Origin of the sequence: Klebsiella sp. 1SOBk5mer (genome assembly GCF_046603115.1) — a bacterium.
Lineage (GTDB): Bacteria > Pseudomonadota > Gammaproteobacteria > Enterobacterales > Enterobacteriaceae > Klebsiella > Klebsiella quasipneumoniae.
In genome coordinates, this window is record NZ_JBKIUU010000001.1 from 762,193 (window position 1) to 777,411 (window position 15,219).

The 15,219-nt window shown below is 60.0% G+C and carries 12 protein-coding genes, 1 pseudogene and 1 riboswitch; of the genes and pseudogenes, 8 read left to right on the forward strand and 5 right to left on the reverse strand.

Annotated elements, in window-relative coordinates; all coding sequences use genetic code 11:
- Positions 1–46 precede the first annotated feature (46 nt).
- Positions 47–148: riboswitch (TPP riboswitch) on the reverse strand.
- A 220-nt stretch (positions 149–368) separates the two neighbouring features.
- From ACLH1U_RS03765 to ACLH1U_RS03775, 3 genes are all read left to right on the forward strand, one after another.
- The gene (locus tag ACLH1U_RS03765) at positions 369–1,490 is read left to right on the forward strand and encodes a BamA/TamA family outer membrane protein (protein ID WP_102002470.1); all 1,122 of its coding nucleotides are present in this window, start codon (positions 369–371) and stop codon (positions 1,488–1,490) included.
- Positions 1,491–1,508: 18 nt separating this feature from the next.
- Positions 1,509–2,453 (forward strand): hypothetical protein, encoded by a 945-nt coding sequence (locus ACLH1U_RS03770; RefSeq protein ID WP_085551103.1) that lies wholly within the window; start codon positions 1,509–1,511, stop codon positions 2,451–2,453.
- Between the two features lie 65 nt (positions 2,454–2,518).
- On the forward strand, positions 2,519–3,625 hold the full coding sequence (locus tag ACLH1U_RS03775) for a DUF4056 domain-containing protein (RefSeq protein ID WP_102002471.1): 1,107 nt from the start codon (positions 2,519–2,521) through the stop codon (positions 3,623–3,625).
- Positions 3,626–3,661: 36 nt separating this feature from the next.
- Here the strand turns inward: ACLH1U_RS03775 and ACLH1U_RS03780 are convergent, their stop codons facing one another.
- The 3 genes from ACLH1U_RS03780 to ACLH1U_RS03790 all read right to left on the reverse strand — a co-directional run bounded on the left by ACLH1U_RS03780 (position 3,662) and on the right by ACLH1U_RS03790 (position 7,001).
- On the reverse strand, positions 3,662–4,834 hold the full coding sequence (locus tag ACLH1U_RS03780; protein WP_072420133.1) for a Gfo/Idh/MocA family protein: 1,173 nt from the start codon (positions 4,832–4,834) through the stop codon (positions 3,662–3,664).
- A 12-nt stretch (positions 4,835–4,846) separates the two neighbouring features.
- Entirely contained in the window at positions 4,847–5,770 is a 924-nt protein-coding gene (locus ACLH1U_RS03785; RefSeq protein ID WP_085551105.1) for a TIM barrel protein, read from the reverse strand.
- Positions 5,771–5,960: 190 nt separating this feature from the next.
- Positions 5,961–7,001, reverse strand: a complete 1,041-nt coding sequence (locus ACLH1U_RS03790) for a LacI family DNA-binding transcriptional regulator (protein WP_102002144.1) — start codon at positions 6,999–7,001, stop codon at positions 5,961–5,963.
- Positions 7,002–7,397: 396 nt separating this feature from the next.
- Between ACLH1U_RS03790 and ACLH1U_RS03795 the strand changes: the two genes are divergently transcribed.
- Complete coding sequence (locus tag ACLH1U_RS03795; protein WP_411299070.1) at positions 7,398–8,654, forward strand: diguanylate cyclase; 1,257 nt, start codon at positions 7,398–7,400, stop codon at positions 8,652–8,654.
- An 89-nt stretch (positions 8,655–8,743) separates the two neighbouring features.
- Positions 8,744–9,685, forward strand: coding sequence for a hypothetical protein (locus ACLH1U_RS03800; protein ID WP_072420135.1), 942 nt, complete (start codon positions 8,744–8,746; stop codon positions 9,683–9,685).
- A 54-nt stretch (positions 9,686–9,739) separates the two neighbouring features.
- On the opposite strand, the gene guaD is transcribed toward ACLH1U_RS03800, so the two are convergent.
- Both guaD and ACLH1U_RS03810 read right to left on the reverse strand, forming a co-directional pair.
- A complete protein-coding gene (guaD, locus tag ACLH1U_RS03805) occupies positions 9,740–11,050 on the reverse strand; it encodes a guanine deaminase (protein WP_102002142.1) in 1,311 nt (436 codons plus the stop codon).
- Between the two features lie 101 nt (positions 11,051–11,151).
- Positions 11,152–12,648: an NCS1 family nucleobase:cation symporter-1 gene (locus ACLH1U_RS03810; RefSeq protein WP_050534083.1), complete on the reverse strand. Its 1,497-nt coding sequence runs from the start codon at positions 12,646–12,648 to the stop codon at positions 11,152–11,154.
- Positions 12,649–12,793: 145 nt separating this feature from the next.
- Here ACLH1U_RS03810 and ACLH1U_RS03815 point away from each other — a divergent pair, with 145 nt between their 5' ends.
- The 3 genes and pseudogenes from ACLH1U_RS03815 to puuE all read left to right on the forward strand — a co-directional run bounded on the left by ACLH1U_RS03815 (position 12,794) and on the right by puuE (position 15,198).
- Positions 12,794–13,510, forward strand: a complete 717-nt coding sequence (locus ACLH1U_RS03815; RefSeq protein ID WP_002905523.1) for a GntR family transcriptional regulator — start codon at positions 12,794–12,796, stop codon at positions 13,508–13,510.
- Positions 13,510–14,375, forward strand: a pseudogene (hpxA, locus tag ACLH1U_RS03820) (allantoin racemase). The gene ACLH1U_RS03815 and the pseudogene hpxA overlap by 1 nt, the downstream one beginning before the upstream one ends.
- Positions 14,299–15,198, forward strand: a complete 900-nt coding sequence (gene puuE, locus ACLH1U_RS03825; RefSeq protein ID WP_223825671.1) for an allantoinase PuuE — start codon at positions 14,299–14,301, stop codon at positions 15,196–15,198. The pseudogene hpxA and the gene puuE overlap by 77 nt, the downstream one beginning before the upstream one ends.
- Positions 15,199–15,219 lie beyond the last annotated feature (21 nt).

Consider the following 15,219-nt stretch of genomic DNA (forward strand, 5'->3'; position numbering starts at 1 on the left):
AGATCCGGGCGTGCAGGGGTGTGAACAGGCAATGGCGGTAATGCTGGCAAAATTGCCGACCCGTCCCTTCGCTGGCATGACCCAGATCAGGTTCAAAGGGTTCGGCTTGCGCCATCTCAGCCCTCACGGGACACCCCTCGGTAGCGCTATGTTATACGACATTCACCTTATGAATACAATCATCGCGCCGACCGGCGGCGCGAAGGCGTTTTTCTGTGACGGCCAGCTCTTTTTTGTACAAAAATACCCGAAAAACAGGCCGCTGCGCGTTGGTGAGGGTTCTCCGGTTACGTTATATTTTCATTATTCCGATGTAATAATCCTGTTCGCCACGCGTGTCGTGCGCGCCCCAACGCCCTGGAGTGAGCATGAAATTCCCGCTGTCCGCGCTGGCGCTTCTGTTCCTGTTGTGCCCGCCTGGCGATGCCGCCGATCTCTTCGATGCGGAAGATAGCATGCTCGACATGAGTCAATATCTGGCGGAAAACCGTTACGGTTTTCTGCCGGTGCCGCTGGCGATAACCGAGCCGGCGATCGGCTATGGCGGCGGACTGTTTGGCCTGTTTTTACACGGTAAAGGCAGCCGGGAGGGCGGGCAGTTTATTCCTCCGCCGCTCACCGCTTTCGGCGGGGCCGCCACGCAGAATGGCACCTGGTTTATAGGCGGCGGCCATCGTCACACCTGGCGGCATGATCGCATTCGTTACCTGGCGGGAGCCGGCTACGCTAACGTCAATCTGGATATCTATTCCGGCGATACCGGCGGCTTCAGCCATGCTAAACCGGTGCAGACGCAGACCAAAGGGGTCGCCGCGCTGCAAAAGCTGCTGTTTCGCGTGGGCGATACGCCGGTGTTCCTCGGGGCCTCCCAGGTGTATGCCCGGGCGGATGTCGCTTTCGATAATCCGCGGGTCAACCGGGTCTGGCAGCAGGTGCTCGGGCAAAACAGCACCTCTTCGGCGCTGGGGGTGGTGGCGGAATATGACACTACCGATAATATTTTCTATCCTCAGAGTGGGTTAGCGCTGAAGGGAGAATATCGGTTTTTCCGTTCGCTGCTCGGGGGCGATTATCACTACAACACGTTTTCGCTGGACGGGAAGGTGTTTATTCCGCTCAGCCAGACGCTGACCCTGGCGGTCGCGGGCAATTATCAGTCCTTAACCCACCATGATAAGCACCTGATGCCGATGGCGCGTCCTTACATCGCGCTGCGTGGGATTTCGCGCTACCGCTATCAGGGCGACTACGTGGCCACGGCGCAAACCCAGCTGGCCTGGGCCGTCACTCCGCGCTGGATCCTGCAGGGATTCGTTGGCGCCGGGAGCGCGGCGGACGCGGCGGAAACGCTATGGGAACAGTCAGAGGTGGCATGGGGGGCCGGTTTTCGTTACCTGATCGCGCGACAGTACGGTTTGCGTACCGGGATTGACGTGGCGTTCAGCGAGCATGAGCAGGCGGTCTATTTCAATGTCGGTTCGGGTTTATAACTACACATGAGAACAAAAATGAGAACATCCGGCGCGGTGTTAACGCTGCTGTTAGCGACCTGGGGCACGTCGGCTGCGGAGCCGGACGACAGCGACAGCTATTTTCCGATCTGGGGCGATGAGGCTCGCGCCAGAGGATATTCCATTCCGTTACCCTACGGCGTCAACCTGAGCTATATGAATATCCGCCAGGATATCATGGTCGACAGTATTACCTTTTCCGGGCTTAAGCTCGGCAATCATCCCATTCCCAGCGATATGTTCGCCATCGATGCCGGACACACCCGCGAGAAAAGCAAAACCGAAAACCTGCGCCTGGATATGTGGGTCTTTCCGTTCCTCAACGTATACGGACTGGTGGGGCATACCCGCGGGTCGTCCGTCTCCCAGGTTTCAGTGGATTCAGATCCGTCGCAGTTTCGCGGCCTGGATCGGGTCATCGCCGGCGCGGTTCACCAGCTTTATCAGAGCGGGAAGTTGCAGGATATTGATTTTACCCTTGATTTTAAAGGCACCACCTGGGGGGCCGGCTTTACGCTCGCCGGCGGCTACGGCAACTGGTTTGGGTTAGTGGATACTAACTATACCCGCACCGACTTCGATATCCTCGACGGCAGCATTTCGGCGGTCACCGTCTCGCCGCGCGTCGGCTACCGTTTCAGTTTTCAGGGGATCGACGGGCCGTCCCATCTCAGCCTGTGGGTCGGCAGCATGTATCAGGACGTGCAGCAGGAGTTTAAGGGCGATCTCGCCGACCTGCACATGCCGCCAGAGCTGCAGCCCCTTATTGCTGCGGTCAATAAAGACGGCGAGGGCAAATTCGACGTTAAGCAGAAGCTGACCTCGCCGTGGAATATGCTGATTGGCGCCCAGTATGAGGTCACCAAAAACTTTAACGTGCTGACTGAATTCGGTTTTAACGACCGCAACAGCTTCTTTGTCTCCGGTGAATACCGTTTTTAACTAAAACTGCAGGCGCCGTCTGCCGGTAAGATGCGCGCTCTTTTGTTGCTGTGGAGAGGCTGTTGATGCGTAAAGCCTTATGGCTGTTATTCGCGCTGGCGCTGCCGGCGCTGGCGCAGGACCCGGTGTTGCCCGCCGTGACGGCGATCCATCCTGCGCCCACCCTGGGCGAGCTGTCGCCGCCGGAATCGCTGCGGCCATGCTGCGCCTTTGGCTACGACCTGCACGTGCGGGCGGTGGGCATTCCGATCCCGGTGTATCAGATTGGTAACGTGCTGACCCTGGATACCCTGGGCAAGCACCATTACAACGACAGCGCGCTCGGCGCGGTGAAAAATCTGCTGGGGCTGAGCGAGGAGCAGAACGGGCTTATCTATACCCGTCGCGGCGGGTTTATCGATATTGCCCATGTGCGCGACACGGCGGATTACACCTTTTATCTGTTCAATCGCATTTCGCCGACGCTGGGCCAGGCGGGGCGCATATTCTACAGCGAAGAACTTGGCGTGCGCCGCGTTCAGCTCAATGCCTTTACGCCGCCGGCGGGGGTCAGGCAGCGCTATCAGCTGGCGGCCTGGCTCGCCGGGCATCTGGCCTTCGAAATCGCCCAGTGGCATGAGATCGCCCAGTGGTATGGCTTCCAGTCAGTGCCCGGGTTTTCAGAGGAGATCTCCGCGTTTTCGCCGGAGGATCTCTACTCCAACTTACTGGGCGCCAGGCTGGCGATTAACGTCATCCTTAGCGGCCACGGCGGGTCTGTGGAAGCGTATAACCGGGCCATGGAGGCGGCGCTGAAAAAGGCGCTGACCCGGCTGATGGTGGCCACGCGAGGGGAGACGGAAGCGATGTTCCAGTGGATCGATGGCGACTGGTGGAACAGTCGCCGCCGGGTGCCGGATAAGTTTCTGGTGCTGAAGCGTAATTACGATCTGCAGGAAAACCGGCTGCCGACGCCGGTCCCTTTCGAAACCATGCCGCCATATCGCCTGACCATGCCGGCGCAGGTGGGGGGATTCCGCTTGCGCGACCTCGGCGAGCTGCAGATCTATCCGGGGCACGATATGCAGGCGCTGCCGGTTCCTGAGCAATACTATGGCGCTGCCGCGTTTCAGGGGCTGGCCGATCGCGCCCGCGAGGCCGATAAAACCCAGCTGGCGCGCATTGAGAAGTAGCGAGAAAGGCTCAGGGCGAGGCCCTGAGCCGGCGAATTAGCGGAAGTTGACCCAACAGGCGCCGTTGTCGGCAGAGCGTACGCAGTTTTCCACCCAGCGGACGCCGAACGCCCCGGCGCGGGCGTCCGGATACCAGAAGTCCGCCAACAGCGCCTCGTCACGCCGGTCTGCGGCGTCCATGGCGATGGCGAAGCGGCGATAGAGATTCGACCAGGCGTCGAACAGCCCCTCCGGGTGGCCACCGCCGATGCGATCGTCCTGGCGCGCCAGCGGATCAAGATAGCCCATGCCGCGCTCCAGAACGCGCGCCGGTTCGCCCTGCACCTCGTAGCGCAGCTGGTTGGGCTGTTCATCCCACCATTCAAGACTGGCTTTTTCCCCCACGATGCGCACCTTTTGCCCGTGCATGGAGCCGCAGTTAACGGCGGAGCTCCACAGCGAGCCGACGGCGCCGTTGTCATACTCCATCAGCACATGCGCGTTATCTTCCAGCGGGGCGCGGCTTTTGACGAAGCTTTGTCTGGCGCACATCAGCCGGGCGATCTTCAACTGCGGGGCCATGGTTTCGACCAGAAACAGCGGATGAGTGGCAAGATCCCCCAGCACATAGCTGGGGCCGACGAAGCGGGGATCGACCCGCCAGCGGGTACTGGCGTTTTCCTGCTCCACCGGCTGGGCGTGGAAGCCATGAGCAAACTGCATATTGACGATACGGATGTCGCCCAGCAGTCCGTCGGCGATCATCTGCCGGGCCTGCAGGATCATCTGATGGCCGGCATAGCCGTAGGTCACGCCGATGATCTTACGCTGCCGCTGGCTGAGGGCCATCAGTTCGTCCGCCTCTTCGCTGCTGAAGCACAGCGGCTTTTCACATACCACGTGCAGCCCGGCCTCCAGCGCCGCCCGACAGATGGCATAGTGGGTGTTATTCGGCGTGGCAATCGATACGGCCTGAATACCGTCCGGGCGGGCAGCCTCGCCGCGAAACAGACTCTGGTAATCGGCGTAACAGCGTGCGGGATCCACCCCCAGCTGTTGGCCGAACTGGCGCCCGCGATCGGCATCAATATCAAAGGCACCGGCCAGCAGCGCAAAGGTGTTATCGCGCAGGGCGGCAGAGCGGTGAATATAGCCGATTTGGCTGCTGCCGCCGCCGCCGACCATGCCCCAGCGCAGGGTGCGGTCGAGCGGTCTTAAACCGTTAATCATGGGGTTCTCCTGTCAGAATCCAACGCCGCGCAGATAGCGCAGGCTCTCCGTGACCGCCTGCAGGCTGCCTGCGGCATGGCGCGGATCACGCTCTTGTTCAATGGTTATCCAGCCCTGATAGCCGCGGCGGGCAAGAAAATCGTTAATGGCCGGGTAGTCAATGGCGCCGCTGCCGAGCGGGCACATCACCCCTTCGGCGCAGGCGGTGAAAAAGTCGATGCCTTCGGCGACGGCGCGCTGGTAAACCTGCGGATCCACATCCTTGAAGTGCAGGTAGTCGAGCCGCGCGTAATAGCGATCCAGCCAGGTGAGCGGATCCATTCCGGCGTAGTAGAGATGCCCGGTATCCAGACACAACCCTGCCACGTCGTGCGGGATAGCGTTGGCCAGCCGCTCGATTTCATCGGCAAATTCGATGCAGCCCCCGGCGTGGGGATGGATAACCGCCCGCACGCCGTACTCCCGCCAGGCGAGGGTGCTGAGGGCGGTAATGTGCGCGATCATCCGCTGCCAGTCTGCGTCATTGAGGCGCGGAGCCAGCGCGCTGCGTCCGGCAAAGCGCGCCCGCTCGGGGTTGCCGAAGTCGATAATCACCAGATAGGGCGGCTGGAAAGGGTGCCCCGGGATGGGGGCGACGGTCGGAACCTGCGACAGATTGCGGCAGATTTGATGGGTCAGCGCCTCCAGAGTGGGATAATGGTCTTCGCTCACCAGATCGTCAAAGATCGTCCCGGCGACCAGCGACAGCTGATGCTGCTCCAGCGCCGCGCGCAGGCTGCTCGGGTCGGTGGGCAGGTAGCCCCACGGGCCGAGCTCGATGCTGCGATAGCCGGCCTGCGCCGCCTCCTTCAGCACGGTAGTCCAGGCGGGAAGGTCAGGGTTTTTCGGGTCATCCACGCCCCAGCTGCAGGGGGCGTTGGCGATAGGATAGGTCATGTCGGCTTCCTTTTATCACAGGGGATGCCGCTGAGTATTGAATGAAAATTTCATAGCCAACAATGTTGGAATGATAATTTTATGATGGCCGTCATGATTTGTATTGAGGTTGTTTTTGATAGTTATTTATCAAAATGAGTCCAGGCGTGGTCCAGGCGTGAGGCCGCCCCGTCGGCGACGGGGCGGGCGTTTACATATTTTCTTTGGTGATGATATCGAAAGGCTGAGGGTGCGAAATCACTTCGCTGGGCGGCCGCGAAACGGCTTCCGTCATGGCGCGCAGGGTGGCGGCGGCAAAGTCATCCAGCCGGTGGTTGAGAATGACATCGATGGTGCCATCGATCAGCGCCAGTTCACTGTCGCTTAGCGGGCCATGGCAGACCAGGGTGACGGCCTGCTGGCGGCCGCTGTCGCGCAGCGCCCCGACAATCCCTTCAATGCCGCCGCAGGGAGCATAGATCGCCTGCAGGGCCGGGTACTGGCTGAGCAGCTGTTCCGTTACGCTTCTGGCGATATCCGCCCGTTCATGGCTGCGAACCGGCTCAAGGATCTGCTGCCCTTTACCCTGCTCGCGCAGACAGGAGCGGAAGCTGATCTCACAGCTTTCCTGACAGGTAAAACGATTATCGCCAATGATAATGGCTATTTCGCCTTCGCCACGGCATAAGCGGTCGATAAACCAGGCGGCGGTGCGCCCGGCTTTTTGGTTATCGAGGCCGATATAGCCGCTGCGCTGGGGAACCGACAGATCCGAAAGCAGGGTGAATACGCGAACGCCGCGGGCGGCGGCCCGGCCCACCGCATGGCGGATCAGCGGGTGATCCAGCGCCACCAGGCCGAGCACCTCCACCTCATCGCTGAGCCGGTGAATAGCCTGGGCCATCGCTTCCACGGCATCAATGGCAAAATGCAGGATCGCCGGCGTCTCGCCCGCCGGCAGCCACGGCGCGGCCTCTCTTGCGAGCGCCCTCGCCAGCGGCAGGTAGAAGGAGTGGGTCTCCTGCAGCAGAATAAAGCCCATCCTGACGGTAACCGGCGCTTTGCCGGCGGCCAGGCGATAGTGCGGCTGTTCGAGCGTAAACCCCAGCCGTCGGGCGGCCTCCAGCACGCGGTACGCGGTAGATTCCTTCACCGCCGCGCGTTTGTTGAGTACCCGGTCGACGGTGGCCACGCCGACGTTGGCTTCGCGCGCAATGTCGGTAAGCGTGATTTTGCTGGCGGATTTTTTCACTGTGATGACCATTGGAAATGAGCGTTATGATAGAAACTATCATGGTAACGCTGAGCAGAACAACGGCCATCTGCGTGCCACGGCACAAGCCTGCGCCCCTGCAGCGTAAAGTGTGACGGGTATACACAGTCTGTGATCAAAAGCGACTACCCGTTCTGGCATTGCTGCTATGCTATTGAAATAAAATTAATAATAAAGGCAGTGTCTCCTCTGTCGGTTAAACCGTGCGCAAAGTCGCTCCGGGTGGGCGTCGCTGGGCCAGGAACCGACTATACTTGCCGCGCATGCGCGTAATGACGGTTACTCGATTATTTTTGCTATCACTTTATGCCAGCGTCAGGGCTGCACTGAATGATGTGCCGTTCCGCGCCGGGAGTGGGTCGGTTTGGGGCCTGTATGTTATTAAAAGAACTGGCTGTTTTTGATGTATTAAGCACCCCGATCTGGGTAGTCCATCCTTTTACAGAGTGTGTGGTCTATGCCAATCAGGCTTCCCGGACGCTGAGCGGCGATATGTCGCTGAATGAGATGCGCAACGGTATCTATTCCACCTGCCCGGAAACGCAGCTTCAGCATTATTTGCGCTATCTCGACGCCATGACTGAGATATTTGAAGTCTGGACGCTGCAGACCGCCAAAGGGTTGCAGTCGGTATATTGTAAAACCACCCTGGTGGAGACCGAGGACAGCGGCACCTTACTGTTATTCGAAGCGGTGAAGCTGCTCGCGCAAAATCAGTCGATTCATACCGGCTCCCGCCGCTACCAGCGGCGGAACAATGGCTTTTTTGCCCGCTTTTTTATGACCAATACCGCGCCGATGCTGTTGATCGATCCTCAGAAAGAGGGCCGGATTGTCGATGCCAATATTGCCGCGCTGCGCTTTTATCATTATTCCGATGAGGAAATGCGCACCAAACATACCTGGCAAATTAATACCCTGGGCCGGGATGTGATCCCCATTATGAATAATATTGCCAATATGCCCGGCGGGCATAAGCCGCTTAATTTTACTCATATTCTGGCTGACGGTTCGCTGCGCCATGTTCAAACCTATGCCGGGCCGGTGGTGCTGTATAATATCCTGCTGATGTTATGCATCATTCACGATATCACCGAAGAAGTGCATCTGAAAAAAGAGCTGGAATTTTCCGCCGCCCACGATCCCTTAACCGGACTGTTAAATCGCCGCGAATTTTACCGGCTCGTCGACGCGCCGTCGTTTATCGCCCATGGTTTTTGTCTGTTGTTAATCGATATCGATCATTTCAAGAGTATTAATGATATTCACGGTCATCAAAAAGGCGATGAAGTTCTGCTGGTGATCTCCCGCATTCTGGAAACCTCGGTGGACCGTGAAGATAAGATATATCGCTGGGGAGGCGAGGAGTTTCTGCTCTTTTTGCCCCATTCGCCGATCGCCCGCGCGCTGATGGTGGCGGAGGCGATCCGCCAGGCGGTCAGCGAATATCAGACGCTGTCGGTCACCGTCAGCATCGGCGTCGCCGAGCATCATGATGGCGAAGCGATTGATCAGCTGTTTTACCGCGTCGATAAAGCGCTGTATGCGGCGAAAAATGACGGGCGCAACCGGGTAACGCGCATGCCTTTTGACAGTGCGGAACTGTTGCGCAATAGCGGTGGCGCAGCCTGATTCGCGCTCGCCGACTATACTGAGGATGAGCCAGCCTGCTGTAACGGGTGGTAATAAGATTAGCCTGTGTTTGAGGTGGCAAACAACGTATGGTGCGTCTTCTCGTTCTGCTGTCGGTAGTCTCTCTTTCTGCGCCGACGACGCTGGCGGCGGACGGGCACGCGATTAAACAACGTGCCGATGCGGTATTGACCTTGATGAGCTATACCGTGGTTCCCGACGTGACCGCCAGCGATCTCAACATCGGTTCCGGGAGCAACGATAAACACAACCTGACCATCACCCAGTTTGGCGGCGGAGCGACCCTGAGCGAGTCGTTTCCTCTTTACCTCGAAGGCACAATGGGCTACAGCCGTTACGACCCGCGATTCGTCGTCAGCAATGGCCAACAGACGCGGAATGTGCCGACCAAATGGAACAGTCTGACCACCACCGGCGGCGTCGGTTGGGATTTTTCGCTGCACCGGGACAGCCTCGGAGGCAACCTGGTGCTGCGGCCGATCGTCAATGTGATGCTCGGCACCCTGGCCAGCGATGTACGCCTTGGCCGCTGGGTCATAGAGCGAAAAACCAACGCCGATCTGCAGTTTCTTGACGGCGGACGCTTCAACGCCTGGGGGCTGGGCGGGGCGCTGATGCTGGATTATGAACGCTTCTCCGCCACCCAGGATATTGATGCCGAACTGCGTTACTCCTATATGCATCTGCAAAGTTTCGGCAGCAGCGCCGAGGTGGTGCAGGGTGAAGCCAGCGCGGAGAATCTCGGTCTGTATCTGCGCCGCCGCGCACCGATCGCTGACTGGACGCTGCTGGGCAACCCGCTGCGCTACGTGCTGGAGGGCGCGCATACTGAATTTATCGGCGACCAGCGAGGGGCGCTGGGTTTTACCGGTTTGACCTCCCTGGGGGTTGGTCTCGAACTGGACAGCAGTAAATACCCGGTCTTTATCACCCGCACCCGGCTGGTGGCGCGCTATATGTTCGGCAATAACACCACGGGCTATGGCCTCGGCCTGGCGATGAGTTTTTGAATGCCACTAACCCAGCCAGCGCCTTCTCCCTTTTGAAGAGGGCCAGGGCGAGGATCAATCCTGACACCACACCCGCTCGCCGTTCACCCACGTCTCGCTGATATTGCGCTCATCGCCCAGGGTCATCAGTACGAACAGCTGCTCATAAATATCATGGCAGCGGCCCATCCGCAGACGCTGCAGCGGAGTGACCGCCGGGTCAATGACCACAAAGTCGGACTCTTTGCCCGGCTGAAAATTGCCAATCTTCTCTTCCAGCCGCAGGGCGCGCGCCCCGCCGAGAGTGGCGTGATAGAAGGCCTCGCTGGCGCGCAGGCGATAGCTCTGTAGTTGTCCTACCTTGTAGGCCTCACCCAGCGTTCGCAGCATGCTGAAGGTGGTCCCGGCCCCGACGTCGCTGCCGATGCCCATCCGCACCCGGTGCTGCCAGCAGGCGGGCAGGCGGAACAGCCCGCTGCCGAGGAACAGATTCGAGGTCGGACAGAAGGCAACGGCGGACCCGGTGTCATGCAGGCACTGCCACTCGGCATCATCAAGATGGATCCCGTGAGCAAATACGCTGCGTTCGCCGGTGAGCTGGTAATGATGATAGACATCCAGATAGCGTGCATGCTCCGGCCAAAGCTGTTTAACCCAGGCGATCTCCTCCCGGTTTTCACTGAGATGCGTCTGCAGCCAGGTATCGGGAAACTCGGCCCGCAGACGCTGCACCGCCTCCAGCAACGCCGGCGTCGAGGTGGGGGCAAAGCGCGGGGTGATGGCATACCCCAGCCTGCCGCGCTGATGCCAGCGGCGGATCAGCGCCCGGGTCTGCTCGTAGCTTTCCCCGGCGGTTTCGCACAGATAGTCGGGCACATGGCGATCCATCATCACCTTTCCGGCGATCAGGCGCATATTAAGGCGCAGCGCTTCGCTGAACAACGCCTCCACCGAGGCCGGATGCAGGGTACAAAACACCAGCGCGGTGGTGGTGCCATGGCTAATCAGCTGATTGACAAAAAACTGCGCTATCTCCTGGGCATACTCCGCATCGGCAAACTGGCTCTCCACCGGGAAGGTGTAAGTGGTAAGCCACTCCAGCAGCTGTTCGCCAAAGGCGCCGATCATCTCAGTCTGCGGATAGTGGACATGGGCATCGACGAACCCCGGCAACAGCAGCTTACCCCGCAGGTCAACATAGCCCTTCAGCGGATGCAGAAAGGCTTCACCCTCCTGCCATGGCAGCAGCGTAACAATTTTCCCGTCCTGCAAGAACAACAGGCCATCATTGAGATAGCGGGCCTGGGCGGCCACCTCATCCGGCGTCTCCGCCACGCCGGCGATATCAAAAAATGCACCGCGCACCGCGGTCTGGTAATCCATCATCGAACCTGCCTTCTCTTAACGCTCAGGGAATAGTGATAAACAGCAAGATTGGTGCCAGTTTGCAGCCTGCCGCGGCCAGTCGCCGCGGCAGAAGGGGAAGGTTACTCTTTTTGCGCCACCGCGCCGGAGCGGAAGGCGGCTTTCGCCTCCACTTCACGCTCGTCGCGAGCCAGCCAGCGGTAGGTGGTCGCGCCGAGGAAGACGCCGATAAACCAGCTGAAGTTCGCCACTTCGTGCAGGGCCGGAATAAAGCTGATAATCAGCCCCAGGCCCACCGACGGCAGCAGGGCGGCAATGGCTTTCGGGTTAAAGCCGTTGCGGTACCAGTATTTACCCTTCGGCGTATCGTCAAACAGGTCGTCCACCGACACCCGGCCGCGTTTGATCAAATAGAAGTCGGCGATCAGGATGCCAAACAGCGGGCCAATAAAGGCGCCCAGCACGTCGAGGGTATAGTGGATCAGTTCCGGTGAGTTAAACAGGTTCCACGGCGTCAGAAGTATCGACCCCACCGCGGCGATCATCCCGCCGGCGCGGAAGCTGATTTTCTGCGGCGCGCAGTTGGAAAAATCGAAGGCCGGCGAGACAAAGTTAGCCACGATATTGATGCCGATGGTGGCGGTGATCATGGTCAGCAGGCCGATGGCCACCGCCAGATCGTTGCCCACGCGGCTGACGGTTTCAATCGGGTCGGTGATCATTTTGCCGAACAGCGACTGGGTGCCGGAGACAATCACCACGGTGACCACCGAGAACAGCAGGAAGTTAAACGGCAGACCCCAGCGGTTGCCGCGGCGGATCTCGCCCATGCTTTTGCCGTAGCGGGAAAAGTCGCCGAAGTTAAGCAGCGGCCCGGAGAAGTAGGAGACGACCAGGGCCGTGGCGGTGATCATCTGCCAGGTCTGCTCTCCGGCGCTCAGGGATTTACTGGCGAGGGTAAAGGAGATCCCGTCGAGACCGGTCTTGTATACAATCCAGCCCGCCAGGGCCAGCATCACCACATAAACCGCCGGACCGGCGATGTCGATAAAACGCTTGATGGCGTTCATGCCGTGCCAGAAAACCATCGCCTGCAGCAGCCACATGGTGGCGAAGCACAGCCAGCCGAGCGTTGACAGCCCGAGGAAACTGCTGCCGGTCAGCGAGGCAAGGGAGGGCCAGAACTTGAGCAGGACTAGCATCAGGGCGTTTGCCGCCAGATAGGTCTGAATACCGTACCAGGCGAAGGCGATCAGCCCGCGGATCACCGCCGGGATATTGGCGCCGAAGACACCGAACGCCTGGCGACAGATCACCGCGTAAGGCACCCCGGCCATCTGGCTGGGCTTCGCCACCAAGTTAGCGCACAGCTGCACAATACAGATGCCCACCAGCAGGCAGAGCAGAACCTGCCAGCTGGCCAGCCCAAGCGTAAAGAAGCTTGCCGCCACCACGTAGCCGCCCATGCTGTGCACGTCCGACATCCAGAATGAAAAGATATTGTACCAGCTCCAGTTCTGGTCGCGGGTGGGCGCCAGATCGTCATTACATAGCCGCGGACTGTAGCCGGCGGCCGCCTCGTGAGTCTTAGTCTGCTGCGTGTGGGATGAATGTGGCATGAAACCTGCTCCTCTGAATGAAAACCCTTTTGATATGGATTGCTGAGGCTATTGCAGGATCCAGGCCAGAATGATGAATCTTGTATACAAAAAATAAATTTTATGTATACGATCTGCTATCGATAAGTGAAACCGGAGTGGGTTAATGAATAATGAACATCGTCTCCAGGCCGCGCCAGCGCTGCAGGATAAGGACGAAAGCATTTACCAGGCGCTGATGACGGCTATCGTCGAACATCAGCTGCCGCCGGGCAGCAAACTGCCGGAAGAGGCGCTGGCGGAAGTATTCGCCGTGAGCCGCACCGGCATCAGAAAGGTGCTGCAACGACTCGCCGCTGTGCAACTGGTCACGTTAACGCCCAAACGTGGTGCACACGTCACCAGCCCGAGCGTGGAAGAGTCCCAGGCGATCTTTCGTACCCGGGCGCTGCTTGAGGTCGCTAATCTGCCCGATGTGATCGCGCGCTGTCAGCCGCCGCATCTGGCGGCGCTGGAGAACATTATCCAGCGTGAACAGCAGGCCCATGAGGCGCACGACGGCCCGGCGGCGATCCGCCACTCCGCTGACTTTCATATTCAGCTGCAGGCTATCTCCGGCAACCCGGTACTCACCGAGATGGTGACCCGCCTCAGCCAGCGCTCCTCGTTAGTGATTGCCGCGTGGGGCGCACCCTGGCGCCAGGGCTGCCGCTGCGACGATCACCAGCAGCTGGTCGGTTTGCTGCGGGATAAAGCCCTGCAGCCGCTTAGCGAGGCGCTGATGCACCATTTTGATCATATTGTCGCCAGCCTGTGCTTCGAGCGCGATGGCGTCAGTCTGCCCGATTTTTCCCGGCTGTTCGCCGGCCACAAGGAGTCGTGATGTCTTCCGTTTGTATACAAGTGATCAACCCCAACACCAGCCTGGCGATGACCGAAACGATAGGCGCCGCCGCGCGTGCGGTCGCCGCGCCGGGCACCGAGATCCTTGCGGTCTGTCCCCGCGCCGGCGTGCCGTCAATAGAGGGCCACTTTGACGAAGCCATCGCGGCGGTCGGCGTGCTGGAGCAGATCAGGGCCGGACGCGAGCAGGGAGTGGATGGGCATGTGATCGCCTGCTTCGGCGACCCGGGGCTGCTGGCGGCGCGCGAGCTGGCTCAGGGGCCGGTGATCGGCATTGCGGAAGCGGCGATGCACATGGCGACGATGGTCGCCACCCGGTTCTCCATTGTGACCACGCTGCCGCGCACGCTGATCATCGCCCGCCATTTGCTGCACCAGTACGGCTTTCATCAACACTGCGCGGCGCTGCACGCCATTGATTTACCGGTGCTGGCGCTGGAAGACGGCAGCGGCCTGGCGCAGGAGAAAGTGCGTGAGCGCTGCATCCGCGCGCTGAAAGAGGATGGCAGCGGGGCGATTGTCCTTGGCTGCGGCGGGATGGCGACGCTGGCGCAGGAGCTGACCCGCGAGCTGCGGGTGCCGGTGATCGACGGCGTCAGCGCGGCGGTGAAGATGGTCGAGTCGCTGGTCGCGCTGGGCCTGGCGACCAGCAAGCACGGGGACTTAGCGTTCCCGGAGAAAAAAGCGTTAAGCGGACAGTTTCAGTCGTTAAATCCATTTTAAAAGGGGCAGGTGATGGTTGAGAACCAGGAACACTATCCTCGCGATCTGCGAGGTTATGCAGGGCAGCCGCCGCACGCGCGCTGGCCGGGCGGGGCGCGGATCGCGGTGCAGTTCGTCCTTAACTATGAGGAAGGCGCTGAGAACCACGTCCTGCATGGCGATGCGGGTTCGGAACAGTTCCTGTCCGATATTATCGGCGCCGCCAGCTACCCGGCGCGCCATATGTCGATGGACTCGCTCTATGAATACGGCAGTCGGGCCGGGTTCTGGCGCATCCATCGCGAGTTTAGCCAGCGCGGGCTGCCGCTGACGGTCTTCGGCGTGGCGATGGCGCTGGCGCGGCATCCGGAGATTGTGGCGGCAATCAAGGCCGCGGATTACGATGTGGTCAGCCACGGCTGGCGCTGGATCCACTATCAGCACATGGATATCGCCGAGGAGCGCGAGCATCTGCACAAAGCGGTGCAGGTGCTGACCGATCTGTTCGGCAAGCCGCCCACCGGCTGGTATACCGGCCGCGATAGCCCCAACACCCGCCAGCTGGTGGTGGAGCACGGCGGCTTTAACTACGACAGTGATTATTATGGCGATGATTTACCTTTCTGGAGCGAAGTGGCCTGCAGCGACGGCAGCCGTCGACCGCACCTGATCGTGCCTTACACCCTCGACGCCAACGACATGCGCTTTGCCACCGCCCAGGGGTTCAACACCGCGGAGCAGTTTTATACCTACCTGAAAGACAGCTTTGACGTGCTGTACGCCGAGGGGGAAACCGCGCCGAAGATGATGTCCGTGGGGATGCATTGCCGGCTGCTGGGGCGTCCGGGCCGTTTCCGCGCGCTGCAGCGTTTCCTTGACTATATCCAGCAGCACGACAAGGTATGGGTCTGCACCCGGCAGCAGATCGCCGACCACTGGCGCGAGGTCCATCCGTATCGCGGGTAGCTTGCTGCCACTCATCAGGCC

Bases quoted from the DNA above. Each gene is read 5' to 3' on its own strand.
- ACLH1U_RS03765 (WP_102002470.1), top strand. From the start codon at position 369: ATGAAATTCCCGCTGTCCGCGCTGGCGCTTCTGTTCCTGTTGTGCCCG.
- ACLH1U_RS03770 (WP_085551103.1), top strand. From the start codon at position 1,509: ATGAGAACATCCGGCGCGGTGTTAACGCTGCTGTTAGCGACCTGGGGC.
- ACLH1U_RS03775 (WP_102002471.1), top strand. From the start codon at position 2,519: ATGCGTAAAGCCTTATGGCTGTTATTCGCGCTGGCGCTGCCGGCGCTG.
- ACLH1U_RS03780 (WP_072420133.1), bottom strand. From the start codon at position 4,834: ATGATTAACGGTTTAAGACCGCTCGACCGCACCCTGCGCTGGGGCATG.
- ACLH1U_RS03785 (WP_085551105.1), bottom strand. From the start codon at position 5,770: ATGACCTATCCTATCGCCAACGCCCCCTGCAGCTGGGGCGTGGATGAC.
- ACLH1U_RS03795 (WP_411299070.1), top strand. From the start codon at position 7,398: ATGTTATTAAAAGAACTGGCTGTTTTTGATGTATTAAGCACCCCGATC.
- ACLH1U_RS03800 (WP_072420135.1), top strand. From the start codon at position 8,744: ATGGTGCGTCTTCTCGTTCTGCTGTCGGTAGTCTCTCTTTCTGCGCCG.
- guaD (WP_102002142.1), bottom strand. From the start codon at position 11,050: ATGATGGATTACCAGACCGCGGTGCGCGGTGCATTTTTTGATATCGCC.
- ACLH1U_RS03810 (WP_050534083.1), bottom strand. From the start codon at position 12,648: ATGCCACATTCATCCCACACGCAGCAGACTAAGACTCACGAGGCGGCC.
- ACLH1U_RS03815 (WP_002905523.1), top strand. From the start codon at position 12,794: ATGAATAATGAACATCGTCTCCAGGCCGCGCCAGCGCTGCAGGATAAG.